The organism is Shewanella sp. JNE2, from assembly GCF_023159115.1.
GTDB classification, from domain to species: Bacteria; Pseudomonadota; Gammaproteobacteria; order Enterobacterales; family Shewanellaceae; genus Shewanella; species Shewanella putrefaciens.
In genome coordinates, this window is sequence record NZ_CP096169.1 from 2,520,200 (window position 1) to 2,544,419 (window position 24,220).

A 24,220-nucleotide genomic window follows, 5' to 3' on the forward strand; every position below is an offset into this window, starting at 1 on the left:
TTGTTATAGTATATAGTAAAAATTAAAGCAAATAGGAATATAGAACATAACCCTGAAGATTCATACGACAGAAATGATAACCTAGGCTAAGATAACTATGCTAGTTTATTGATTTATTGTAGCATTAGCTCAATTGGATAAATAATGGAACATCTATGACATTCACCTTTGTTCTGATCCTCATCGGTGCACTTTTACTGCTTGTTATCGGAATTAACGTTATACAACAACAAAAAGAGCGCGCTGAGGCGGAGCGCCGCATTGAATTTGCCCGTCAAAGGGCCATTATTGATGAAACAGAAACGGTACTATCCAATACAGGGATGATACCTTGCAGTACACACATCATTCTGGTGCTGTACCGCCGAGTGCAAGATGCATTAGAGATTGCAACGACCCTAAGCGCAAACCAGCAACAGGGGGATTATCAACGCCGCCTTGCCGATCTCAAAAACCAAATTGCAACATTGCAATCTAACACACCTCAAGTCCCTCCCATTGAGAATTTTAGATTGCCCGATAATGACAAACAAATTTTAGCGCTAGTGCAAACCTTAAAGAAATTAAAAGCCATTTTACGCGCGGAACACAATAAGGGAAGAGTCGATCCGAGTGTATTTGCCCAAGAAGAAAATCGCATTGATAGCTTACAACTTAGGATCAATGTTGACTCTATGTTGTCCCGCGCTCGGGCAGCAAGCTTTATGAAGCAATATGGGTCTTCCAAACAAATGGTCACTAAAGCCTTAGCAACATTACACGCTATTAAAGCTCAAACCCCTAATGATCCATTTATTGGTCGTAAAGTTGATGAAGCAAAGCTCTTGCTAGATGAGATTATGGGCGCACAAAAACAATCAGAGCCAAGCTCACCAAAACCTAAAAACGAAGAAGACGATATTGATATGTTATTTCAGCCGAAAAAGAAGTGGTAACATTGCCTTCAGCGTTTATGTTCAACACATCACTTACGACAAATTAATAAAAACAAAAAGGCCAAGCTTCAATAGCTTGGCCTTTTTTTGCAACTCGATAAGCTCACGCAACCATTAAATTTTAGCTAATCAAGCATACTCATACGACACAACTTGCAAATATGCTTTATCTAAAAAATTAATCAATTACGCTTTTTTGCTTTTTTTAGCCGTTGACTCACTCACCCACTTACCATTGATGTAATGCGCAGACCAGCCTGTCGCTTTACCGTCAACTTCAGTAGCAACGTATTGCTCTTTTGTTTTACGGCTAAATTTCACAGCAGCCTTATTGCCCTCGTCATCACAGATTGGCGCATCTGCAAGGTACTGGTACTTAGGCCACAGCAATTCACGGTATTTCACCAATTCTTCCACTAATGGTGCTCTCGTTTCCCGTGATTTAGGGAAAGTACTGGCCGCTAAGAAGATACCTGCGGCACCATCACGTAAGACAAAATGCGCGTCAGATTTGCTGCATTTGAGCTCTGGTAAGTAAATGGGATCTTCTTTTGGCGGCGCTGCCTCACCATTTTTCAGTAACTTACGAGTATTTTTACATTCTTCGTTAGTACAGCCAAAATATTTACCAAAACGGCCATTCTTTAATTCCATATCATGGCCACAGCGATCACACTCAATCAATGGGCCTTCATAACCTTTGATCTTAAATTGGCCTTCTTCAACCTCATAACCTTCACAAATCGGATTGTTACCGCAAACGTGTAACTTACGCTTCTCATCGATCAGGTAACTGTCCATTGCCGTGCCGCAAATACCACAGCGGTGCTTCGCACGCAATGCATCTGTTTCAGCATCTTCACTGTTTTCGCTAATCGCCTCAACACCAGGCGTTAAGTTCATCGTCGTCTTACAGCGTTCTTTGGGGGGCAACTCATAACCAGAGCAACCAAGGAAAACACCAGTTGTACCAGTACGGATCCCCATAGGACGACCACAAGTTGGGCACTTGATATCCGTCATCACCATTTGGTTAAGACGCATGCCACCTTCTTCAGGATCACGCTCCGCTTTTTCTAATTGCTTAGTAAAGTCAGCATAGAAACCATCAAGCACTTTTTTCCAATCTAATTCGCCGCGAGCCACATCATCTAATGTTTGCTCCATGCTGGCGGTAAAGTCATAACTCATTAAATCAGCAAAACTACTGACTAATCGTTCACTGACAATTTCACCCATTTTTTCGGCATAGAAACGACGATTCTCGACTTTTACATAACCACGATCTTGAATCGTTGAAATGATGGTTGCATAGGTTGATGGGCGGCCAATGCCACGTTTTTCTAATTCTTTAACTAAAGAAGCTTCACTGTATCGTGCTGGCGGCTTAGTAAAATGTTGTTTAGGCTGTAACTCTTTCAACGCTAATACATCGCCCTGTGACACAAATGGCAATGTATTATCTTCTTCATTTTTCTTCTTGAGCACGGTTTGTACCCGTGTCCAACCATCAAAACGCAGCGTTCGTCCCGTGGCTTTTAATTCGTAATCGCCCGCTTTCACCGTTAATTTGGTTGCATCATATTGTGCTGGTGTCATCTGACAAGAAACAAACTGACGCCAAATAAGCTCATACAAACGCTGAGCGTCACGCTCCATATCGGTTAGATCTGTGGCCTCTACGTGGACATTTGATGGACGAATCGCCTCATGAGCCTCTTGTGCCCCTTCCTTTGAACCATAACGAATAGGTTCTGCAGGTAGATATTTGGCACCAAATGCTTTACCAATCATATCACGCACACTTTCGAGTGCTTCTTGGCTCAAATTGGTTGAGTCAGTACGCATATAAGTGATATGGCCTGCTTCATAAAGTCGCTGAGCCATCATCATGGTTTTCTTAACACCAAACCCTAAACGGGTACTCGCAGCCTGCTGCAAAGTTGAGGTGATAAAAGGGGCTGAAGGTTTACTTTGTGTCGCTTTATCTTCGCGGGAAATGACTTTAAAGCTCGCTGAAGATAAAGCCTGCACGGCAGCTAATGCTTGTTGCTCATTGATGGGTTCAAAAGCTGAATCTAAATGCTTAACCACTTCCATCCGCAGCGATTCTTCTGCGGGTGTAGTTAACTGGGCATGTACATCCCAAAATTCTTCTGGCACAAAGGCTTTGATTTCACTTTCTCGCTCAACCACTAAGCGAACTGCGACGGATTGGACTCTACCCGCTGACAAGCCTCGCGCCACCTTTTTCCATAAGAGTGGTGACACCATAAAGCCCACCACACGGTCTAAAAAGCGACGGGCTTGTTGGGCATTAACCATGTTAGTGTCGAGTGTCGACGGTTTGCTAAAAGCATCTTGAATCGCAGACTTAGTAATTTCGTTAAAAACAACACGTTGATACCGTGAAGGATCACCACCAATCACCTCTTGCAAATGCCAGGCGATAGCTTCTCCCTCACGGTCTAAGTCGGTTGCGAGATAGATTTGGTCAGCAGAATCGGCAAGTGCCTGTAACTCTTTAACGACCTTTTCTTTACCTGGCAAAATTTGGTACTTAGCCGCCCAGCCCTTTTCAGGGTTAACGCCCATGCGAGACACCAGCGCTTGCTGATCCTTCACCTTTTTATATTGAGCTTTTTCTTCTGGCGACATCTTCTTAACTTCGGCAGCGGATTTAACCTTTTCATTGCCTTCTGAAGTCGATGATGTCGGCAGATCTCGGATGTGACCTACGCTCGATTTAACGATGAATTCTTTGCCAAGATATTTATTAATAGTCTTAGCTTTGGCCGGTGATTCGACAATAACTAGCGATTTACCCATAGTTTAATTTGCGCCAAAAATCTCAAGAAGGTGGAAATTGGCACCATATATAGAGGGTTGTACTCTTAGTTTCAAGTTAATCCCTCTTTTATATGTACCAGCGAGTCACTTTTTAATCAAAGTTGAAAAAATGTAAAAATATAATATGCGTAATTAAAAACTAATATTTCATTATTTGCCAGCAAGCAAGAAATAGTTATGCATTTATCGTCAAAAAGTCGCTTTGAGCACAAAACCGTCCGCTTGTGTGCTCGAAAAGCTTCAGTATACTGGGTTCCCTCAGGGACCAGATGAACAAATAGTAACTTCCCTATCACAAGGATAAGCAATGAAGCACTTTGAAGCGAATTTTGATGGACTCGTTGGACCAACACACAATTACGCAGGGTTATCATTTGGCAATGTCGCCTCACTCAGCAACGCTGCTTTAGTTTCTAACCCCAAAGCTGCAGCTAAACAAGGACTTCAAAAAGCCAAAGCACTGGCCGATATGGGCATAGTTCAAGGCATGTTAGCTCCTCAAGAGCGCCCAGACCTTTACACATTGCGCCGAATTGGATTTTCTGGCTCTGATGCTAATGTATTAAAACAAGCGGCAAAAGAAGCACCAATATTGCTTAATGCCTGTTGCAGCGCCTCCAGCATGTGGACGGCGAATGCGGCAACGGTTTCACCCAGTGCAGATACACGTGACGGCAAACTGCATTTCACCCCAGCAAATTTAGTCGATAAACTGCATCGCAGTATAGAGCCTTTGACAACGGGGCGCATATTAACAGCAACTTTCAGTGATCCCCACTATTTTCATCACCATAGTCACTTACCTGAGCATAATAGCTTCGGAGATGAGGGCGCCGCAAACCACACTCGCCTCTGCAAAGAGTATGGTCATGCAGGTGTTGAACTGTTTGTTTATGGACAAGAAGCCACTAATCCCAACGCGCCTAAACCGCAAAAATATCCAGCTAGACAGACTTTAGAAGCATCGATGGCTGTGGCTCGTTTACATCAGCTTGAAGACGATAATTGTGTCTTCATTCAACAAAATCCTGATGTGATTGATCAAGGCGTATTCCATAACGATGTTATCGCTGTCGGTAACCAAAATGTGTTGTTCTACCACGAGCAAGCATTTTTAAATACCCAACAGAAAATTGATGAAATTAAACACAAGCTCGACACTGAACTGTATTTTATTGAAGTGCCAACAGCAAAAGTGACAATTCAAGATGCGGTGAAAAGTTATTTATTCAATACGCAAATTATCACTCTTGCCTCAGGCGAAATGGCCATTATTGCCCCAACAGATTGCCAAGAAAACCCTGCGGTATTTGCTTATTTAAATGAATTACTGACACTAAACACGCCGATTAAACAAGTGCTTTATTTTGATGTAAAACAAAGCATGCAAAATGGAGGGGGACCAGCATGCCTTCGTTTACGGGTTGCGATGAATGAAAAAGAAATAACGGCAGTCAATCAACATACTCTGCTCAATGATGCCTTATTCAACCGCTTAAACACTTGGATAGAAAAACATTATAGAGACAGATTAACGACCCAAGATTTAGCTGACCCACAGTTAATTATTGAATCACGCACTGCACTAGATGAACTTTCGCAGATCATGAAACTTGGCAGCGTCTACCAATTCCAGAAATAGCGTTGTGCTTTAAAACAATCCAAACAAGGTGCCAATAGCACCTTGTTTTTAGCGCATAGAGCTATCTCACAAGAATAGGAATATTTAGTACCTCCGTTGTTGTTCCAGCAATATCCCCTCCCTGCGCATCTTTTACACCCGGAGTGGTAACTGTGACGATTAGATTTCCTGAATCAGCTTGATCGCCACCTTTTAAGCTAACCACAAACTGACGGCCACCGTTATAATTTGTACTCGGCCATGTGTAACTCGTTGAACTTGTCACCGTCGCGCCCGTTGCTTTAAAGTTCACCACAGTTCCAGCAGGCATTTGTTGATTATTGATATCAGCAATAGTAAACATCACGGAGGCAGTGCCTTTAATCGCAATATCAATCTGCCCATTATTGGGAATAGCATCGGCAATTAAGGTATTTTCAGCACGAGTGGCAATCGCATCACTTCCTGACATCACTAATACAAGTGAGCGGCGTACGGAGATGGATGCTTGCGGACTGCATTTGACTGATGCCGCAGCGGAATTGTCACATAACACACCACTGTACTCTCCGTCGGCTAAATCAAAGACACCTTGTCCTGTCGGGTTAACTGGGTCAATAAAATCGGTAAAAGTCTCACGATCACCAGAAGTATCCGTTGAACCATTCTTTGGATATTTAGGTGTATAAATACCATCTTCATTATGATCAACAAATGCCTCAGTAAGATCATAACAATCCCCACTATTATCACGACCACAATTCGTAGGAGTTCCCACAAATAAACTAAACTCACTATCAGTATCGAGAATGTTGTTACTGTTTAAATCAGGAAATGACTCCTCACCAATAGCAGTGGCAGTAATAGTCACCCTACCGCCATAGGGCTGACCAAAATAATTTCCCAGATATGTTTTACTGGCAAAATTGGTCTCGGCTCTAAGCATTGCATTAGGATCTTGGTTCTGATTGCCATTTGCATCAAAAAGTGGTCCATTACCATCAACCCCCACAGGACGAGGTTGCTGGCTTGTCCATACCACGGAACAAACCCCTTTTTGTGTTTGGCAAGAACTCTCTATCGAACCACCCTCAGCAGTAAATACTACAGCGGTTCCATCAGGTACAGGGTTATTAAAGGCATCGGCTAGACGGGCTGTAATAGTGACCTTAGCGCCGTCATAATTCCAACCTTCAACATTAAAAACGGAAGCTGAGAGTGAAAAACTGTCTTGATCTGGTTTACCTGTCGAAACAACAAGTACATTGGATTGACTGGAAATTAATGGGTTAGTCCCATCAATACTTGCCGTAACCCTTACCGTTGTCGCAACGGTGCCGGAATTAACCACTGTTTGTACATACCCTTGATTGTTTGATGTTGCGGTGTCGGGGGTTAACGTCAATCCAGCTGAATTATTATTCAATTTAAAACTGACCGCTTTATTTGCGACTGGATTATTGTTGGTATCTAACACCCTAAAACGTAAAGTAGAAGACTCATTAATTCCAGTCCCTTTAATACCAATATGTTCGGGCGTGGCACCAACAAAAACGACACTCCCTGCACTTGCTGACAACACTGTAATGCTACCCGTCGCAGACAAGTTTTTGCCACCCACATTCGCGGTCACCGTAATATTGTCAACATCCACACATCCTTTGGCAAGATATGTACTTGTAGCCAGCCCACCCACCGCGGTCACGGGGCTACTAATTATAGCTTCAGGGCTGGCTTTATTTGAACAGGTTGAAGCAAAACGAACATCCACTGGCTCAGTAAACGCTTTCCCCTGATCATCTTGTAATAAGATTGAAATAGTTGCAGTCCCTCCTGCTGATAAGGTTAATGCACTCACATCAGCCTTACCCGAAACAAAAGGCGAGCCACTTCCCATTAACACATTGGTAGCACCCACAACAAAAACTTGCTCCCCTACCTCACCCGTACTTAATGACGCAGTTGCAGTCCCCGCACCCGGTGTACTACCTGCATATAAATTAACGCTCGCTTTACCATTGAGATCAGTAATGGCCGTCTTGACGGGCAAATCACCAATTGTGGAATCAAAAGTCACTATCACGGTTTTAGTGAGTCCGGTCACCGTTGCCGACAATATGCCAGGCGTTGTCGATGTAATGCTATTAATTGAATTTCCTGCAGCGTCAGTTAGCTTTAATGTTACTTGAGGGCCACCTCCAGCGTCACCACCATCACCTTTAGTGTTGAAAGAAATTGGAACTGAAGTGACAACACTTCCACTGATTGGTGCATATGTAGCCGTAATACTTCCAGAGCCAAGTTTATTACCTGGTAAAACATCAATAGACACTTTACCTTCAGTATTAGTAACACCACTATCAGGTGTTAAGCCTCCCTGTCCTTCTAAGTTGAATACAATTCGAGCACCTACCAGTGGACTCGCATTTTTAGTCACGGTAGTAATAAGCTTGCCAAGAGTTGCATTTGAAATAGTTGATATGGCCTGCCCATCAACATTAACCAGTTCTAATTTAATAACATACTTGTCAGCAGGCGGCGTTGTACCACCATCATCGGAAATACTGCCCCCACCACCACAGGCAACGAAGAAAAGTGAACATAATCCTACAAGAAAAACCTTATACACTGACTTCATTGTCAGGCTCCCTGTTGCTTAGATGATAATACTAACTAGATGCCTATAACCTATAGAGTAAAAACACACAAATTTCACCAAAATTATACATTTTTACATCTATTTATTTTTATAAAAAACATATTTAACATTTGGCATCATTTCATCTTCTGCATTTTCTTGTTAGGCTTGTGAACGCCAAAAAATAGAAAGTACAAAAAACATACAGGAACCCCCATGGCAACCTCGCTTAAAAATAAACTCGGTCTCACAAGCAAAATTCTGTTAGGTATGGCAAGTGGTATTCTCTTTGGACTTTTGCTTCGTAGCGCTTTCCCTGAAAGTGTGTTTGTGAAAGATTATATAACCGAAGGTTTTTTGCATGTTATCGGCACTATTTTTATCTCTAGTTTAAAAATGTTAGTGGTACCTTTAGTGTTTATCTCTCTCGTTTGTGGGACATGCTCACTCAGTGAACCATCAAAACTCGGCCGTTTAGGTGGCAAAACATTAGCCTTTTACTTATTTACAACTGCAATTGCTTTAACTATCGCAATTATCAGTGCAGTGATTGTTCATCCAGGTAACGCATCGTTAGCTACAGAAAAAATGCACTATGTTGCTAAGGATGCACCTGGATTAGCTGATGTATTAATTAGCATAGTGCCAACCAATCCGATGCAAGCAATGAGTGAAGGGAATATGCTGCAAATTATTATATTTGCAGTGATTTTCGGATTTGCTATTGCGCATATTGGTGAGCGAGGTAAGCGAGTTGCCGTATTATTTGAAGATTTAAATGAAGTGATAATGCGCGTCGTTACCTTAATTATGCAGTTAGCACCTTACGGTGTATTTGCGCTGATGGGAAAACTCGCATTAACCTTAGGTCTTGAGACTTTTGGAAGTGTCGTAAAATACTTCTTTGTAGTACTCGTTGTATTATTAGTCCATGCCTTTGTTGTCTACCCAATGTTACTCAAGCTTCTCTCGGGGCTAAACCCGCTTATCTTTATTCGCAAAATGCGCGATGTGCAGCTTTTTGCATTTTCAACGGCAAGTTCAAATGCAACCCTACCGATTACAATTGAAGCTTCTGAACACAGATTAGGTGTCGATAATAAAATAGCCTCTTTCACTCTCCCCCTTGGTGCAACCATCAATATGGATGGCACCGCAATTATGCAAGGTGTCGCCACGGTATTTATCGCCCAAGTGTTTGGAATTGAATTAACACTGACCGATTATGCCGCCGTTGTAGTCACAGCAACTCTGGCATCTATCGGCACGGCAGGAGTACCTGGTGTCGGTCTTATTATGCTGGCCATGGTTCTCAATCAAGTGGGTTTACCTGTAGAAGGTATCGCATTGATCATTGGTGTTGACCGCTTACTCGATATGGTGCGTACCGCCGTTAACGTTACCGGTGATTGTGTCGCCACTGTTGTGATAGCTAAATCTGAAGGCGAATTTAATGAAACTGTGTTTAATAACACTCAAGCAGGGAAAGTTGCACGAAGCTTTGATGAACAAGTACACCTACTGGATAATTCAAAAAACTAGTTCCTGTTTAGCATATGACTCCTAATAAAAACGCCACATCACTGTGGCGTTTTTATTTATGTGCCAGTCATGCATGATATCCATAAGTGTGAACATACGGGTAGAATGAAACTTCATTTCTCGCTACATTAGTTAAATTTTTAATTTCAGCATAATGGAGAAATAACATGTGGTGGAGAAGCATTTGGATAATTGTCGCTTATTGGTTACTGAGTGCCCATTTCCTACGATATGACCAGCTATATTTAGCAGGTGCATTTGCGCTAGCACCACTTGGCATATATCTTAAACACAGCCTCGTCATACGGTTATTACAAGTCATTCTATTTGTCAGTATTTTTTCAGTTTGGGGTGTTACCGCTATTGATGCAATACAAATACGAATGGCTCACGGTACACCTTGGATAAGATTAGCGGTAATTATGGGGGCTGTAATGCTGTTTACCTTTGGTGCAATCTTCTGCTTTAACGGTATATTGCGATTAAGGAGACAAAAATCCTACTGGGGCACTTCCTCTATTCATTAACATTGCGCACTCAAATCTCTTTTTAATACATTCTATTTAGTGTTTATTTTAATCAATGATTAACCTCGGTCAGCCTAGGTTAAGTTCATCTTAGATAGGATAAGACACTATTTGGCTCCAGTGGGTATTTTGCGTAAACTGAGCCTAATTGACGTTGAGGCATAAATGTTATGAGAATTTTGGTTGTTGAAGATGATGTTATTTTATCCCACCACCTAAAAGTACAACTAAGCGATTTAGGCAATCAGGTACAAGTTGCCCTCACGGCTAAAGAAGGGTTTTATCAAGCCACGAATTACCCCATCGATGTTGCGATTGTCGACTTGGGCTTACCAGACCAAGATGGGATCAGCCTTATTCAGCAACTGCGTGACGCAGAACTCAAAGCCCCTATTCTGATCTTAACCGCACGAGTAAACTGGCAAGATAAAGTGGAAGGTCTCAATGCTGGTGCTGACGACTATTTAGTCAAACCTTTTCAAAAAGAAGAACTTGTTGCTAGGCTAGATGCTTTAGTACGCCGCAGTGCTGGATTCGTTAAACCGGTTATCACAAGTGGGGAGTTAAAACTTGATCTCGCCGCAAAACAAGTCACGCTTGCCAATGAAGTGATGGAAGTCACCGCTTTTGAATATTTAATTCTCGAATATTTAATGCGTCATTGCCATGAAGTTGTCGCTAAGCAACGTTTACTCGATGTGATTTATGGCGATAAAGAAGGAGACCCCAATACAATTGAAGTGATGGTGAGTCGTCTACGTAAAAAACTTACCCGAGATGGTATAGATAATCCTATAGTAACAATTCGTGGCCAAGGATATAAATTTAACCTGCCATGCAACTAAAATTTACCTTTAAGAAACGTCTGCTCACGCGGATGTTTCTCACCTCACTATCAATAATCACTTTAGTGGGTTTTGGCTTAGCGTGGATGGTGAATATTCTGCACGCGCAAAATAGTTACAACGAAGAAACTGCCCAACTCATTGCCGAAATACCTCAAGTCGCCGCAGAGTTAAGGGAACATGATCTCATTCCTGATACCAGCGCATGGCTCGAAGAAAATAACAAACAAGAACGCTATGTTATCGCTAGTTGTGATGACAAGTTCAAACAGGTATGGACATCATCACTCGCAGTCGATCGTGGTTTATTTGATACCTGCGAACGTTTTAATGAAATCCGTAACGATTCACCGCCCTATTATCTAACCATGGCCGATGAAAGAGGCTACTTTGTCTATTTACTCGCAGTAGAAATTGCAGGCGTACACTATAACCTGCTGGTGATGAAAGATGCCGAGAAACTTGAACAAGAATACAGTAAATTCAGTAAGCGGACTTACATGCGCTTAGCCATGGTATTGGCCTTAGCCTTAATTTTACTCGTCAGTGCTGCCTATTGGGGAATGCGCCCTCTGGTACTGATGCAAAATGAGTTGCAATCGATCAATGAAGGTAAAACTAAATCCCTATCAGAGGGTTACCCTGTTGAGTTAGAAGGGGTAACTCAAGCACTGAACCAAATGTTACAACAATCAAGTGCCCAGCAACAACGCTATCAAAATGCGATGAACGATTTAGCTCACAGCCTTAAAACTCGTCTAGCCGCTGTCCATGCCATCACTGACGATACGAGTCTAAGCAAGCAATCTGCTAATGAAAAGATTATGGAGCAAATAAGCCAGATGGATCAACTGGTTAAATATCAGCTCAAGCGCGCGATGCTCGGCCGTCAAGGACTAAAACAAGAGCATACCGCTATAGCACCACTGGTTGATCAGCTTTCGCAGATGCTATTTAAAATTTATCGCGATAAACAAGTTAACTTTATCGCCAAGATAGCACCTAACTTACAGTTTCCAGGTAACAAAGGTGATCTAATGGAACTGTGTGGAAACTTAATGGAAAATGCTTTTCGACTATGTATTAGCCAAGTACAGCTCAGTGCTCATTTTAATGCACTGGGTGAATTTGAATTAATCGTCGAAGATGATGGACCAGGTGTAGAGGAAACACTGCGGCAAAAGATAATCCAACGCGGTGTACGTGCCGATACACAATCGCCAGGTCAAGGTATTGGTTTAGCCGTATGCGATGAAATTGTTCACAGTTATGGTGGGACACTCGATATTGAAGAAAGTCATTTGGAAGGGGCTCTTTTTAGGATCCGCATCCCAGTCTAATCTCTACATACCATGATTAAGCGTATACCGCATATAATTGCTCAGCACGGTTAAACATGACCCAAGATGTTGCAATATATTTATCATTACTGATAGGCATATTGCCACGGTGGGAATGGGTAAACCCTGCTGGCGCTATAACCATAGTGCCTTTTTTAGGACTAATTTTACGTCGTTGGTAGTAAAACTCCGTTTCTCCCCCCTCCTCAACATCATTAAGATAAAACATATAAAACACAACACGGTGTAAGGCCTCATTATGGCCACTTTGTGGAAACTGTTCTGAATGCCAGTGGGGATAACCACCTTTATTACGCTGATATTTTTGAATATTGATACTGCCACTGCGATACAAATATTTAACTAGCCCATCAACCTTAGGCAATCCCAACTGAGCAAAATTTGAGGGGGTTAAGGTCGTAGGCTTTCCCTCAGCATCACTTACTGATACCGCCACCGCCCCCATTAATGCCATAGAATACTGAGTAAAATAATCGACAACTCCTTTTAAGGTATAACTTAAAAGCTCATTTTTTAAGGGCTGCATATCGTCAAAATTATCTATGGTTAAATCTCGGCTGATCTTCTTTTCTGGGTCAACACCATTTCCTGTTTGTCCATCGACAACACCAGTATGTTGATCAAATGCTAAAATCAGACGGTCACACAGGTCATCTGGTAACGCATTAGGGTATACTTCAATAAAGTCCATACATCCTCAATGGTGTAATTGTTTCTATACTTGCTATGCTGACATGCTAGTTAAGTAATTGTAAAGCAGCATTATTGATATCAAATAACACCATTGACTTCGCGATAACAACAATATGAAAAAAAGCTGTAAAGTGTCAGTTCATCAACTCCAGATAGGTAACTTTGTGCGTTTGCCCGTCGCTTGGAAAGATCATCCCTTTTTATTCAGTAGCTTCCATATAAAACAAGCTGCACAAATTGAGTTAATTAAAAACCTTGGCATTGCACATGTTATCGTCGATCTAGAGCGGAGCGACGTTGAACCTTTGAGTGTTGATGCCGTAAACCCGATCAAGTTGCCTCCTGCTCCAGAGATCCATGACCTTAAAAATGACATGGAACTTTACAAGGCTGAGCAAATTGAAGTGCAAAAAAAATTGCGCAGAGATATCCATAAAACAGAACAAAACTTTACTCGCTCAGTGGCGATGATGCGTAGCATGATCTCCAAACTACGTAATCGCCCACTCAACGCCGTTGATGATGCAAAGGATTTAGTCCATAGCATAGTCGAACAGCTACTCACTTCTGACAATTTGGTTCTGCACTTAATGAGTGATGCTAAGCAAGATGAAAGCATCTATTACCATTCATTAAATGTCGCCATTCTATCAATGTTGATTGCGAAAGAGATGGAATGGAGTCGCAGTGAAATTGAAGCGATTGGTTTAAGCGCCCTTTTCCACGATGTGGGTAAACTCAAAATCCCCCCGCAGATCCTTAAAAAATCAACACATTGGCCAGCGCCCGAACTTAACTTTATTAAACAACATCCATTACTCGGAGTTGAACTACTAAAACTAGCGGAAAACTTTCCACCTAGTGCACTCCCCGCCATTACTAACCACCATGAGTTTCTTGATGGCACTGGTTACCCTAAGGGACTTAAGGAGGCAGATTTGGATCAAATGTCACAGCTTCTTGCAGTGGTAAATGAGTACGACTCACTTTGCTATCCCAACCCGCAAGATAAACCAATGATGCCATACGCGGCTCTGGGGCATTTGTATAAACAATATAAAACGAAGTTAAATCAAGAATATATTGGAAAGATAATCAAAATGCTCGGCATCTATCCCCCTGGCAGCGTAGTGGAATTATCCAGTGGTCAATATGCCATGGTGATGTCAGTTAATCTGCAAAAGCTGCTCTGTCCTAAGATTCTGGTCTACGATGCCCAAGTGCCAAAGGATCAAGCGCCAATCGTCGATCTTGAACTGGAAGGTATTAGTATTGTTCGCTGCCTTCCTCCGGCCGCTCTGCCCGAAAAAGTACATGAATATCTTAATCCCCGTGAGCGTGTCAGTTACTATTTTGGTGGCGATAGCCGTAAGTAACCTGTCATAAAAAAAGCCGAATTAACTGTTCGGCTTTGTCTCAATAATCTGACCTAGTGTTATAACCAGTGTTTACGTTTAAAGAAAAAGTAAGTGCCTGCCGCACTAGCTAACATCATTACTATTGCCATTGGATAACCATACTGCCACTCAAGCTCCGGCATACTGCTAAAGTTCATTCCATAGCTACTGGCAATGAGCGTCGGAGGCAGGAATACCACTGCCGCAACCGAGAATATTTTGATGATTTTATTTTGTTGTAATCCACTAAAACCCATCGCCGCATCAAGCAAAAAGTTTAATTTATCGAAAATAAACTGGCTATGGGGCATCAGTGACTCGATATCTGACAACATTTCCCGCAGATCTTTAAGATGCTCATCGGACAATTGTCCACGGTAGTAACGCTGCATATAACGCAGTGAACGCTGAGTATCGAGCAAACTTAGACGAATTTTTCCATTGGAGTCTTCTTGCAAGGTGATCAGTTTGAACACGCTATCAAGTTGATCGTTATCAAATACTTGCTCACCGACATTTTCCAGTACTGTATATACGTCTTCAATTAAATCTGAAAGATAGTCCACTTTGAGATTAAAAAGCTCGAGGAACAACTCCTGTGGAGTAGAAACCTCAAGTCGACCTAAACGTAGGTAGTTACGTAATAAGCGGATAAGTCCTACATCTTCTTCACGGATAGTCAGCAAAAAATTGCTGCGTAAATTAAATGAGACGTTTACACCGCGGACGTCTTGGCCTACACGTTGTGGAAACAGAGAGTTGATATGAAGCCCATCGCTATTTTGATAAAAACGCGCCGACGCCTCAATCTCATTAATATCTTCTTCATCAGGGACTTCTTCAACGGAAAAATGACTTAACCATTCTCGCTCTGCATCATCAGGTTTATAAAGATCTAACCAAATGGTCGACGTGGGAATACTGTCTTGTATACTGATTTCTGCCACGGTGAGGTGACGATTTTCGTAGATATAAGCAGTAATCATTTGTCCTCCTGAAACAAAACCTAAGCGAAAAGGCCACTTAAGTGCAGGCTAAAAAATTGTCGCTAGTTTACCGCATAAGCTAGCAATGAAAAGATGCATAAGATAATTTAGTAAAATAAAGAAAAGTTAATCTTCAATGATCTCTAGGCGCTCAGCCGTTGAAAAACGAATATGTATCCCTTCCACTGTTACCATTTTTGCCTCTGAAATATCCCCCTTGCGGGCTTGATACACACCACTATGAGTCCCAGTGGGTGACACAATAGTCACAGTGACAATTTTATGCTGATCACGCCAGTACCATATACTGTAGCTTAAGGTGCTAATTCCAATCAGTACAAATAATCCCGTCATCAAATAACGCCGCCAAAAAGGTGCATAAGGCACTATCGTTAACCTCTCTTGGTAATGACTTTGGCTTTGAGAACCAACACTTCGTCCTCGCTTTAACAGCAAAAACCAAGCACCGATAACGATCAGTAGAGTGAACAGAATTTTTGTTAGCAAGGAAAGCTCCCGTAAAACCATACGCAGCAGTGCATTATACGCGAGTCAAAATGGATAAACTGCCTGTAAGATCAAGCTTAAAAGGAATAGGTGACAAAAAGAAGAACGCTATCATAGGATGATTCATTACAATATCGATTAAAACGCATCAAATGCTGTTGCCATACGTTGAATATGCGCAAGGGAAACATGATGACGATTACGCTCCGCACATAATCGTTGATGCTCGGTATTCAACGGCTCGCCCACAAGTACAATGCGTACTTGATAGCCAAGCGCTTTTGCCACGGCATCATAGGCCATATATTCCCAGTGACAAAGATTAGTGTTATCGCAGATAACAATAGGCTCACTCGATACGAGAGCTTGGATAAACGCGGTTAAATTACGTTGATGGTATTCAGGCAATTTTTTCGCATCAAAACGATATTCGTTACCCTGATAGAAAAATGTATCGGTTGAAAAGAGTCCATATTGACGCAGACGAAAAGCCATATCCAAAGGTAAGTTGGCAATATACTGCTCAACCCAATAAGATTTACCGCTTCCAGGCAAACCACGCATAATAATCGCGAGTTTTTGGCTCATATTGTCACCAAGTCGCTACCAATCACTTTACCTGCCAAAATGGTATCAACAAGCCTAGGCACTATATCACCCGCTTTACCTGTAAGGTGATATTGAAATTGACTGTGTCTATCGGGAGCCATTAAATTCACTTCAACCGTCTGAGCACCATGATGATTTGCGCTATCCACAAACCCTGCTGCGGGATAGACTGTGCCAGAGGTTCCTATTGCAATAAACAGATCGCAACTATCAAGCGCATCATGAATTCGATCCATTCCTAATGGCATTTCACCAAACCAGACCACGTGGGGACGTAAACGCTGAGCGGGAATACAGCAGGTACAGCAATTATCAGGACCAAATGGCTCACGCAAAAGAAAGGTTTGACGCGAACGCGGGCACCGACCTTTAGACAATTCGCCATGCATATGCAACAACCGGCGGGAGCCTGCTCGCTCATGCAAATCATCAATATTCTGCGTTACTATCAATAATTGCCCTACAAACTGCGCTTCTAGTTTTGCTAAAGCCTGATGTGCGGGGTTTGGAGCCACTGCCCCGCTATGCAATTGTTGCCAACGGCTATTATAAAATCGTTCCACTAACTCAGCATCACGCTCATAGCCTTCAGGCGTCGCGACATCTTCAATATGATGCTCTTCCCATAAACCATCTTGATCGCGAAAGGTACGCAATCCCGATTCAGCAGAGATCCCCGCGCCAGTTAATACCACTATATGTTGGTACATGCCGATTCCTTTTATTCTCTTTATTATTCTTATTGTCACGGACTTTTATGGTCGTGAACATTATTCCTTGGTATAACCTTACAAAAACTATGCTTGAATTGTCGCAATTTATTGTAATTTCGCGTCAATTAACACAATTTATCTGCATATAAGACCAGAAAGCTAGAACAAAGGTTTAAGTTTTCAATTTCACCCCCTATAATGACAAGCTCTATCCACGGATGAACCTATTGGTTCTGCAATCAAGAGATTAGCAATGACAGATGGAAATCAAGCGCTAAAAAAAGCGGGTTTGAAAATTACCCTGCCACGAGTCAAGATCCTAGAACTGATGCAAGGACCTGAAAATCAACATATCAGTGCAGAAGACTTATACAAGAAACTGCTCGATATTGGTGAAGAAATTGGTCTTGCTACAGTCTACCGTGTGTTAAACCAATTTGATGATGCCGGCATCGTCAGTCGTCATCATTTTGAAAGCGGTAAAGCCGTATTTGAATTGTCGACTCAGCACCACCATGATCACTTAGTTTGCCTATCCTGTGGCAAAGTGATTGAGTTTTCAGATGAAGTTATCGAACGTCGTCAAGATGAAATCGCCATGAAGCATAATATTAAGCTAACTAATCACAGCTTATATCTCTATGGCCATTGCACTAATGACAACTGCGATCACAACGACGAGTAGTCAACCGTCTTTAGCCACAGTCTCTAGACTGCAGGGTGTTAAACACACGAAATCTAAAAACCAGCCGTCGGCTGGTTTTTTATTTAGAGTGATAATTATAATGTTCTGGCGTAAATATTGACCCTATGCCCCATAAATTCACTATACTCCCGCCAAGACATACCAATGCGTTTAGCCACAGCTTCAGAGGCCACGTTTCCCTCTAAAATTAATGCTATCGTTTTATCAATCCCAAATTGTGGAAATACCTTTAGTGCAGCCTGTGCCGCTTCACTGCCAATTCCCATTCCCCAATACTCAGGAAAATAACGATAACCAATTTCAACTTCGTTAAACTCTGGAATAAACTTCGGCCCACAAAAACCAATCACTTTATTATCGGCCTTGTGCTCAACGGCCCAACGACCAAATCCGTGTTGTTGGTAATCTGCTTGGATCACATTATGAAATAATACTTCGGCCTGCTCACGGGAAGTAAAAGCCGCTGTGGGAATGTATTTCAGCATGGCTGGATTACTATTCATCAAATACAGCGCCTCAATATCTTGCTCTGTAAATGGCCTAATAATTAAGCGTTCGGTCTGCGTTATCATCTTAACTCCCTATACCACTGCTGAAAATAAGGCGTAAAGTAACACACTTACTTTACGCCAATTGATTAGCGGTGAAAATCGCCACTACGCTCTGGTTGATATACAATCTCTTCAATACGAACCTTAACCATAGTGCCGCCAGGACCTGGCCATTCAATATCATCACCTTGTGATAATCCAAGCAATGCGCTGCCTACTGGGGCAAGAATGGAAATAGTTCCTTCGCCATTAGCATCCTTGGGATACACTAACCGTAGACAAAAAGTATCGTTACTGGATGAAACACTAAATTTAACCAACGAGTTCATTGTAACGACATTGTCAGGCATTTCGGTCGCGGGGACTATCTCTGCTCTATCAAGTTCAGCCTCTAATGCCGTTTTCCCTGGAAATGCATTCGCTGGTAGTGACTCTAATAATCGTTCTAATCTTTCCAAATCGATTTCAGAAATAATAATGTTAGGTGTATTCACAGTCTTTCCCTCATTAAAAAACCTGATGTAGTAGCCCATAGCGGTGGCAAACATCAAACCATTGCTTACCCTTTCCTTGCGATAAGCGCCATAAAAAATAACTACGCTTACAGCACTAAGCTGCAATCGTGTCGTATAAAAAAGTTAAGATTGGTTGCTGAAACAGCATTGATGCCATAAACACTAAGCTTACGGTTATAGGCTCAACTAGGACTCATTCGCGCCAAGAGACAAGCTGCCAATATCCTAGAATATGCTTTAATCTAACCCGTTAAAGATAAAATATCTAGTCTTCATGGTGTTAGCTCAATCCCATTCCCATCATTTGCTGGGTTTCATCACGTAAATGACCGCCAATAAAAAAGGCGCCTTAGGCCTGTCTCTTATACACAAATCCCCCGATAAATTCGGGGATTTTTTTGAACTCGCGCTGATGTTGTTGATCTGATCTACAAAACAACTTTAGGCGCACGCTATGAATTTTATTTCCAACCCAGCACAATGGGCCCAACATCTCTTCCAACATGCCAGTTTAGGTGATGCTCGGCGCGTCAAACGCTTGATAGCATTATCGGCAACGCTGGCTGCTCATATGGGAAAATCTGTGCCGCAAGCCAGTCAAACTACCGCTGATATTGAAGCCGCTTACCGTTTTATCCGCAATGAGGCCATTTCGGCCGATGCCATCGCCGAAGCAGGCTTTATGGCAACGAAGCAAGAAGCCTTAGCATTTGACACCTTACTGGCACTGGAAGACACCAGCTCGCTAAATTTTTCTCACAAAGGGGTCCGTGATGAACTGGGACATATTACATCTCATCTATCGAGCCGCGGATTTCAAGCACATTCAGTATTGCTGTACGCACCATCACATAACCAAGTGATTGGTTTAATTGAACAACATTTGTGGACCCGCGACATAGCTACGATGGGAAAGCACAAAAACGCAACCAAAAGACCTTACTGGGAAAAAGAGAGTTTTAAATGGCAGCAGGCCTCACAAAATGTCGCTAACCGTTTGGGTCAACACATGGCACATGCGGTCAGCGTCTGTGACCGCGAAGCGGATTTAATTGAGTACCTGCAATATAAACTCGAACATCAGCAACGGTTTGTGGTGCGTTCGATGATAAGTCGGCATATAGAAGAAGCCGAAGGTAAGTTACATCTGTACGGCCATTCGTTGCAAAGTGCTGGGGAGCGAATGGTAGAGGTGGTACAAAAAGGTGGCCGCAAAGCCAGAGTCGCGACCTGTGAAGTCCGTTTTGCACCGGTAACCCTGAAAATGCCCAGCAATAAAGTTGGCGAAAGTACGCCGTTGTTTTATGTCAGTTGTATTGAAAAAGGCAATGACGATGGATTGTGCTGGCACCTGCTGACGTCGGAGCCCGTCACCAGGACGGAACAAGCACTGACGATCTTGTGCTGGTATGAAAAGCGCTGGCTGATAGAGGACTTTCATAAATCCTGGAAAAGCGGTGGGACTCAGGTTGAAGATTTGCGCTTACAAAGCAAAGGTAATTTGGAGCGTATGATTACGATCCTAGCGTTTATAGCGGTGCGAGTTCAGCAGTTGCGCCATCTTGGGTTACAAGAAGAACAGGCAAAGCAACAAAGTTGTGAGACATTGTTGGGTTGCAAAGCGTGGAAATTACTGTGGCTGAAAGTTGAACAATGCAAACCACCCAAGCAAGCACCCAGTGTGCATTGGGCTTACCTAAGTTTAGGAAAATTAGCGGGTTGGCACGATAGTAAAGGAACGGGTGTAGTAGGTTGGGAGCGGTTATGGGAAGGATGGTTCAAACTGCAAACCATCCTTGAAGGCTACGAATTGGCTCTATCTCTTGAACACGAGATGTGATCAAGAGATAGGCCTTAGGCGCCTTTTAGTGTTTAAACGGTTAGCTTACCAACCTGTTTTAGCACGTAGCGCTTTGCCGATATCCGCTAACGAGCGGACAGTGGTCACACCCGCCGCTTCTAAAGCTGCAAACTTGTCGGCAGCAGTACCTTTACCGCCAGCGATAATCGCGCCAGCATGGCCCATACGCTTACCAGCAGGTGCAGTGACACCGGCAATGTAAGAAACTACAGGCTTAGTCACGTGAGCTTTGATATAAGCCGCCGCTTCTTCTTCAGCAGTACCACCGATTTCACCGATCATCACGATGGCTTCAGTCTGTGGATCGTTTTGGAACATTTCCAATACGTCGATGAAGTTAGTACCTGGAATTGGGTCACCACCAATACCTACGCAAGTAGATTGGCCGAAACCTTCGTCAGTGGTTTGCTTAACCGCTTCGTACGTCAAAGTACCTGAACGAGAAACGATACCCACTTTACCTTTTAAGTGGATATGACCTGGCATGATGCCGATCTTACACTCACCTGGGGTGATAACACCTGGGCAGTTAGGACCGATCATACGAACGCCAGTTTCTTCAAGCTTCACTTTCACTTGTAGCATATCCAGTGTAGGAATGCCTTCAGTGATACAAACGATAAGCTCGATGCCACCATCGATTGCTTCAAGAATAGCGTCTTTACAGAAAGGTGCTGGAACATAGATAACAGAAGCTGTTGCGCCAGTTGCTGCAACCGCGTCTTTCACTGTGTTAAACACTGGTAGACCTAAGTGTTCAGTCCCACCTTTACCAGGAGACACACCACCGACCATTTGCGTACCGTAATCGATAGCTTGCTGTGAATGGAATGTACCTTGACCACCGGTAAAGCCTTGGCAAATTACCTTGGTATCTTTATTGATTAAGACAGACATTATTTGCCCTCCGCAGCTTTAACTACTCGTTCAGCCGCATCAGTCAGACTGGTAGCTGCAATGATATCAAGACCAGATTTTGCCAGAACTTCACGGCCTAATTCAGCGTTAGTACCTTCTAAACGCACCACAACTGGAACCTTAACGCCCACTTCTTTAACGGCGCCAATAATACCTTCAGCGATCATGTCACAACGTACGATACCACCGAAGATGTTAACCAGAACCGCTTTCACATTGCTGTCAGACAGAATGATTTTAAACGCTTCAGCAACACGTTCTTTAGTCGCACCGCCGCCTACGTCGAGGAAGTTTGCTGGCTTGCCACCGTGCAGGTTAACGATGTCCATCGTACCCATAGCAAGCCCTGCACCGTTCACCATACAGCCAACGTTACCGTCTAATGCCACATAGTTCAGTTCGAACATCGCTGCGTGGGCTTCACGGGCGTCATCCTGTGATGGGTCGTGCATTGCTTTAACTTTTGGCTGACGGAACAGTGCGTTACCATCGATACCAATTTTACCGTCTAGGCAGTGCAGGTTACCTTCAGTGGTGATAACCAGTGGGTTGATTTCAAGTAGCGCAAAATCGTGATCAACGAACATCGTCGCCAGACCCATAAAGATCTTAGTGAACTGTTTCATTTGAGTTGGATTCAAACCCAGTTTGAAGCCAAGATCACGGGCTTGATATGGCTGTGGGCCTGTTAGCGGATCGATAATCGCTTTGTGAATGAGTTCTGGCGTTTCTTCTGCCACTTTCTCAATTTCAACACCACCTTCAGTTGACGCCATAAACACGACGCGGCGTGTGCTACGGTCAACGACTGCGCCTAAGTACAGTTCGTTAGCGATGTCGGTGCAGCTTTCTACTAAAATTTTAGCAACGGGCTGGCCTTTCTCATCTGTTTGATAAGTCACCAGATTTTTGCCTAACCAGTGTTCGGCAAAGGCTCTGATTTCTTCTTTATCGCCAGTGACTTTAACGCCACCCGCTTTACCGCGGCCGCCAGCGTGTACTTGACACTTAACAACCCATAAATTTCCGCCAATACGGCCTGCCGCTTCTACAGCTTCTTGGGCTGTATCACATGCAAAACCTTCTGACACTGGTAAACCATATTCGGCAAATAGGGATTTTGCCTGATACTCATGCAAATTCATGATGATCTATCCGTATACTTCTAATCAATTCCAACTGGCCCCAAAGGGCCAGTCACGAGGGTATGTCTGGCTTTTTCTTATAGATCGAGCAGCAGACGTGTTGGGTCTTCTAGGAAGTCTTTAATCGCAACCAAGAAACCAACAGACTCACGGCCATCAACAATACGATGGTCATATGAGAGTGCTAGGTACATCATGGGCAGGATTTCAACCTGACCATTGACTGCCATTGGACGATCTTTAATGGCATGCATGCCTAAAATCGCACTTTGTGGCAGGTTAAGAATCGGTGTAGACATCAGTGAACCGAAAACGCCGCCGTTAGTCACGGTGAAGTTACCACCAGTCATATCGGCAACCGTCAGTTTGCCATCACGGCCTTTGATAGCGAGATCGCGTACCGCTTTTTCAATTTCAGCAAGGCTCATAGTATCTGTGTCACGTAAGACAGGTGTTACCAGACCACGAGGTGTTGATACAGCAATGCTAATATCGAAATAATTGTGATAAACAATATCATCGCCGTCGATTGATGCGTTCACTTCTGGGAAGCGTTTCAGGGCTTCTGTCACCGCTTTCACATAGAAAGACATAAAACCTAAACGGATGCCGTGGCGCTTTTCAAAGATATCTTGGTACTGCTTACGGATATCCATGATGGGCTTCATGTTCACTTCGTTGAACGTCGTGAGCATAGCGGTAGAGTTTTTCGCTTCTAATAGACGGTTAGCGATAGTTTTACGTAAACGTGTCATAGGTACACGTTTCTCACTACGGCCTTCTGCTAATGGCGCAACGGCAGGTGCTGCAGGAGCCGCTGCTTTGGGCGCCCCTTTTGATGCAGAGCTAACAAAAGCTTCAACGTCTTCTTTAGTGATACGACCGCCTACACCTGTACCTTTCACTTTGCTAGCATCAACATTGTGCTCTGCCAGTAAACGGCGTACAGATGGACTTAACGCATCATTACTTTCATCACTTGTTTCAGCAACTGGTGCTGCCGCTTCAGCTTGAGCTTTAGTGACTTCTTGACCAGCAACAGCCCCCGCGATGAACTTAGCAATCACTTGTTCACCAAGTACGGTATCGCCCTCTTGGAACAGAAACTCACCAATGTGGCCATCTTCAGGTGCAACCACTTCGAGTACAACTTTATCTGTTTCAATATCAACAAGATTTTGATCACGAGAAACATGCTCACCCACTTTAACGTGCCAAGTGGCAATCGTAGCATCGGCAACAGATTCTGGTAGTACGGGTACCTTGATTTCGATACTCATGAAAAACGATCCTTTTATAA

General features: G+C 43.1%; 21 protein-coding genes. 9 read left to right on the forward strand and 12 right to left on the reverse strand.

Annotation, left to right across the window (positions count from 1 at the left end; all coding sequences use genetic code 11):
• The first annotated feature begins 155 nt into the window (after window positions 1-155).
• Window positions 156-935: a flagellar motor control protein ZomB gene (zomB, locus tag MZ182_RS11275; protein ID WP_011789093.1), complete on the forward strand. Its 780-nt coding sequence runs from the start codon at window positions 156-158 to the stop codon at window positions 933-935.
• Between the two features lie 186 nt (window positions 936-1,121).
• On the opposite strand, the gene topA is transcribed toward zomB, so the two are convergent.
• A complete protein-coding gene (topA, locus tag MZ182_RS11280; protein ID WP_011789092.1) occupies window positions 1,122-3,764 on the reverse strand; it encodes a type I DNA topoisomerase in 2,643 nt (880 codons plus the stop codon).
• Window positions 3,765-4,092: 328 nt separating this feature from the next.
• Here topA and astB point away from each other — a divergent pair, with 328 nt between their 5' ends.
• Window positions 4,093-5,427 carry an N-succinylarginine dihydrolase gene (gene astB / locus MZ182_RS11285; RefSeq protein WP_248066120.1) on the forward strand — a complete coding sequence of 445 codons (1,335 nt, stop codon included), beginning with the start codon at window positions 4,093-4,095 and terminating at the stop codon, window positions 5,425-5,427.
• Between the two features lie 61 nt (window positions 5,428-5,488).
• Here astB and MZ182_RS11290 read toward each other — a convergent pair whose 3' ends face one another.
• Window positions 5,489-8,044, reverse strand: coding sequence for an Ig-like domain-containing protein (locus MZ182_RS11290; protein WP_248066121.1), 2,556 nt, complete (start codon window positions 8,042-8,044; stop codon window positions 5,489-5,491).
• A 216-nt stretch (window positions 8,045-8,260) separates the two neighbouring features.
• On the opposite strand from MZ182_RS11290, the gene MZ182_RS11295 reads away from it, so the two are divergent.
• From MZ182_RS11295 to MZ182_RS11310, 4 genes are all read left to right on the forward strand, one after another.
• The gene (locus MZ182_RS11295; protein WP_011789089.1) at window positions 8,261-9,586 is read left to right on the forward strand and encodes a dicarboxylate/amino acid:cation symporter; all 1,326 of its coding nucleotides are present in this window, start codon (window positions 8,261-8,263) and stop codon (window positions 9,584-9,586) included.
• Window positions 9,587-9,753: 167 nt separating this feature from the next.
• Window positions 9,754-10,113, forward strand: a complete 360-nt coding sequence (locus MZ182_RS11300; protein ID WP_248066123.1) for a hypothetical protein — start codon at window positions 9,754-9,756, stop codon at window positions 10,111-10,113.
• 170 nt (window positions 10,114-10,283) lie between these two features.
• Window positions 10,284-10,958 carry a response regulator gene (locus MZ182_RS11305; RefSeq protein ID WP_011789087.1) on the forward strand — a complete coding sequence of 225 codons (675 nt, stop codon included), beginning with the start codon at window positions 10,284-10,286 and terminating at the stop codon, window positions 10,956-10,958.
• Window positions 10,949-12,298, forward strand: a complete 1,350-nt coding sequence (locus MZ182_RS11310) for a sensor histidine kinase (RefSeq protein WP_014610727.1) — start codon at window positions 10,949-10,951, stop codon at window positions 12,296-12,298. Before MZ182_RS11305 ends, MZ182_RS11310 begins: the two co-directional genes overlap by 10 nt.
• Window positions 12,299-12,314: 16 nt before the next feature.
• On the opposite strand, the gene MZ182_RS11315 is transcribed toward MZ182_RS11310, so the two are convergent.
• Entirely contained in the window at window positions 12,315-13,010 is a 696-nt protein-coding gene (locus MZ182_RS11315) for a 2OG-Fe(II) oxygenase (RefSeq protein ID WP_014610728.1), read from the reverse strand.
• A 115-nt stretch (window positions 13,011-13,125) separates the two neighbouring features.
• On the opposite strand from MZ182_RS11315, the gene MZ182_RS11320 reads away from it, so the two are divergent.
• A complete protein-coding gene (locus tag MZ182_RS11320) occupies window positions 13,126-14,388 on the forward strand; it encodes an HD-GYP domain-containing protein (protein WP_248066125.1) in 1,263 nt (420 codons plus the stop codon).
• 59 nt (window positions 14,389-14,447) lie between these two features.
• Here MZ182_RS11320 and corA read toward each other — a convergent pair whose 3' ends face one another.
• From corA to cobB, 4 genes are all read right to left on the reverse strand, one after another.
• Window positions 14,448-15,395 carry a magnesium/cobalt transporter CorA gene (gene corA, locus MZ182_RS11325; protein WP_011789083.1) on the reverse strand — a complete coding sequence of 316 codons (948 nt, stop codon included), beginning with the start codon at window positions 15,393-15,395 and terminating at the stop codon, window positions 14,448-14,450.
• Window positions 15,396-15,521: 126 nt separating this feature from the next.
• Complete coding sequence (locus MZ182_RS11330; protein ID WP_025007796.1) at window positions 15,522-15,902, reverse strand: hypothetical protein; 381 nt, start codon at window positions 15,900-15,902, stop codon at window positions 15,522-15,524.
• Window positions 15,903-16,040: 138 nt separating this feature from the next.
• Window positions 16,041-16,490, reverse strand: a complete 450-nt coding sequence (locus MZ182_RS11335) for an ATP-binding protein (RefSeq protein WP_115014465.1) — start codon at window positions 16,488-16,490, stop codon at window positions 16,041-16,043.
• On the reverse strand, window positions 16,487-17,221 hold the full coding sequence (gene cobB, locus MZ182_RS11340) for a Sir2 family NAD+-dependent deacetylase (protein WP_011789080.1): 735 nt from the start codon (window positions 17,219-17,221) through the stop codon (window positions 16,487-16,489). Before cobB ends, MZ182_RS11335 begins: the two co-directional genes overlap by 4 nt.
• 256 nt (window positions 17,222-17,477) lie before the next feature.
• Between cobB and fur the strand changes: the two genes are divergently transcribed.
• Window positions 17,478-17,909 carry a ferric iron uptake transcriptional regulator gene (gene fur, locus MZ182_RS11345; protein WP_011789079.1) on the forward strand — a complete coding sequence of 144 codons (432 nt, stop codon included), beginning with the start codon at window positions 17,478-17,480 and terminating at the stop codon, window positions 17,907-17,909.
• A gap of 95 nt (window positions 17,910-18,004) precedes the next feature.
• Here fur and MZ182_RS11350 read toward each other — a convergent pair whose 3' ends face one another.
• Both MZ182_RS11350 and rnk read right to left on the reverse strand, forming a co-directional pair.
• On the reverse strand, window positions 18,005-18,502 hold the full coding sequence (locus MZ182_RS11350; RefSeq protein WP_011789078.1) for a GNAT family N-acetyltransferase: 498 nt from the start codon (window positions 18,500-18,502) through the stop codon (window positions 18,005-18,007).
• A gap of 65 nt (window positions 18,503-18,567) precedes the next feature.
• On the reverse strand, window positions 18,568-18,975 hold the full coding sequence (gene rnk / locus MZ182_RS11355; protein ID WP_011789077.1) for a nucleoside diphosphate kinase regulator: 408 nt from the start codon (window positions 18,973-18,975) through the stop codon (window positions 18,568-18,570).
• Window positions 18,976-19,450: 475 nt separating this feature from the next.
• Between rnk and MZ182_RS11360 the strand changes: the two genes are divergently transcribed.
• The gene (locus MZ182_RS11360) at window positions 19,451-20,836 is read left to right on the forward strand and encodes an IS4-like element ISSpu12 family transposase (protein ID WP_011790805.1); all 1,386 of its coding nucleotides are present in this window, start codon (window positions 19,451-19,453) and stop codon (window positions 20,834-20,836) included.
• 45 nt (window positions 20,837-20,881) lie between these two features.
• Here the strand turns inward: MZ182_RS11360 and sucD are convergent, their stop codons facing one another.
• From sucD to odhB, 3 genes are all read right to left on the reverse strand, one after another.
• The gene (sucD, locus tag MZ182_RS11365; RefSeq protein WP_011789076.1) at window positions 20,882-21,754 is read right to left on the reverse strand and encodes a succinate--CoA ligase subunit alpha; all 873 of its coding nucleotides are present in this window, start codon (window positions 21,752-21,754) and stop codon (window positions 20,882-20,884) included.
• Window positions 21,754-22,920, reverse strand: coding sequence for an ADP-forming succinate--CoA ligase subunit beta (gene sucC, locus MZ182_RS11370; RefSeq protein WP_011789075.1), 1,167 nt, complete (start codon window positions 22,918-22,920; stop codon window positions 21,754-21,756). The genes sucD and sucC overlap by 1 nt, the downstream gene beginning before the upstream one ends.
• A 77-nt stretch (window positions 22,921-22,997) precedes the next feature.
• Window positions 22,998-24,200, reverse strand: a complete 1,203-nt coding sequence (odhB, locus tag MZ182_RS11375; protein ID WP_011789074.1) for a 2-oxoglutarate dehydrogenase complex dihydrolipoyllysine-residue succinyltransferase — start codon at window positions 24,198-24,200, stop codon at window positions 22,998-23,000.
• Window positions 24,201-24,220: the final 20 nt, after the last annotated feature.

Excerpts from the sequence above, each read along its gene's own strand:
- zomB (WP_011789093.1), top strand. The coding sequence starts at position 156 with ATGACATTCACCTTTGTTCTGATCCTCATCGGTGCACTTTTACTGCTT.
- topA (WP_011789092.1), bottom strand. The coding sequence starts at position 3,764 with ATGGGTAAATCGCTAGTTATTGTCGAATCACCGGCCAAAGCTAAGACT.
- astB (WP_248066120.1), top strand. The coding sequence starts at position 4,093 with ATGAAGCACTTTGAAGCGAATTTTGATGGACTCGTTGGACCAACACAC.
- MZ182_RS11290 (WP_248066121.1), bottom strand. The coding sequence starts at position 8,044 with ATGAAGTCAGTGTATAAGGTTTTTCTTGTAGGATTATGTTCACTTTTC.
- MZ182_RS11295 (WP_011789089.1), top strand. The coding sequence starts at position 8,261 with ATGGCAACCTCGCTTAAAAATAAACTCGGTCTCACAAGCAAAATTCTG.
- MZ182_RS11300 (WP_248066123.1), top strand. The coding sequence starts at position 9,754 with ATGTGGTGGAGAAGCATTTGGATAATTGTCGCTTATTGGTTACTGAGT.
- MZ182_RS11305 (WP_011789087.1), top strand. The coding sequence starts at position 10,284 with ATGAGAATTTTGGTTGTTGAAGATGATGTTATTTTATCCCACCACCTA.
- MZ182_RS11310 (WP_014610727.1), top strand. The coding sequence starts at position 10,949 with ATGCAACTAAAATTTACCTTTAAGAAACGTCTGCTCACGCGGATGTTT.
- MZ182_RS11315 (WP_014610728.1), bottom strand. The coding sequence starts at position 13,010 with ATGGACTTTATTGAAGTATACCCTAATGCGTTACCAGATGACCTGTGT.
- MZ182_RS11320 (WP_248066125.1), top strand. The coding sequence starts at position 13,126 with ATGAAAAAAAGCTGTAAAGTGTCAGTTCATCAACTCCAGATAGGTAAC.
- corA (WP_011789083.1), bottom strand. The coding sequence starts at position 15,395 with ATGATTACTGCTTATATCTACGAAAATCGTCACCTCACCGTGGCAGAA.
- MZ182_RS11335 (WP_115014465.1), bottom strand. The coding sequence starts at position 16,490 with ATGAGCCAAAAACTCGCGATTATTATGCGTGGTTTGCCTGGAAGCGGT.
- cobB (WP_011789080.1), bottom strand. The coding sequence starts at position 17,221 with ATGTACCAACATATAGTGGTATTAACTGGCGCGGGGATCTCTGCTGAA.
- fur (WP_011789079.1), top strand. The coding sequence starts at position 17,478 with ATGACAGATGGAAATCAAGCGCTAAAAAAAGCGGGTTTGAAAATTACC.
- MZ182_RS11350 (WP_011789078.1), bottom strand. The coding sequence starts at position 18,502 with ATGATAACGCAGACCGAACGCTTAATTATTAGGCCATTTACAGAGCAA.
- MZ182_RS11360 (WP_011790805.1), top strand. The coding sequence starts at position 19,451 with ATGAATTTTATTTCCAACCCAGCACAATGGGCCCAACATCTCTTCCAA.
- sucD (WP_011789076.1), bottom strand. The coding sequence starts at position 21,754 with ATGTCTGTCTTAATCAATAAAGATACCAAGGTAATTTGCCAAGGCTTT.
- sucC (WP_011789075.1), bottom strand. The coding sequence starts at position 22,920 with ATGAATTTGCATGAGTATCAGGCAAAATCCCTATTTGCCGAATATGGT.
- odhB (WP_011789074.1), bottom strand. The coding sequence starts at position 24,200 with ATGAGTATCGAAATCAAGGTACCCGTACTACCAGAATCTGTTGCCGAT.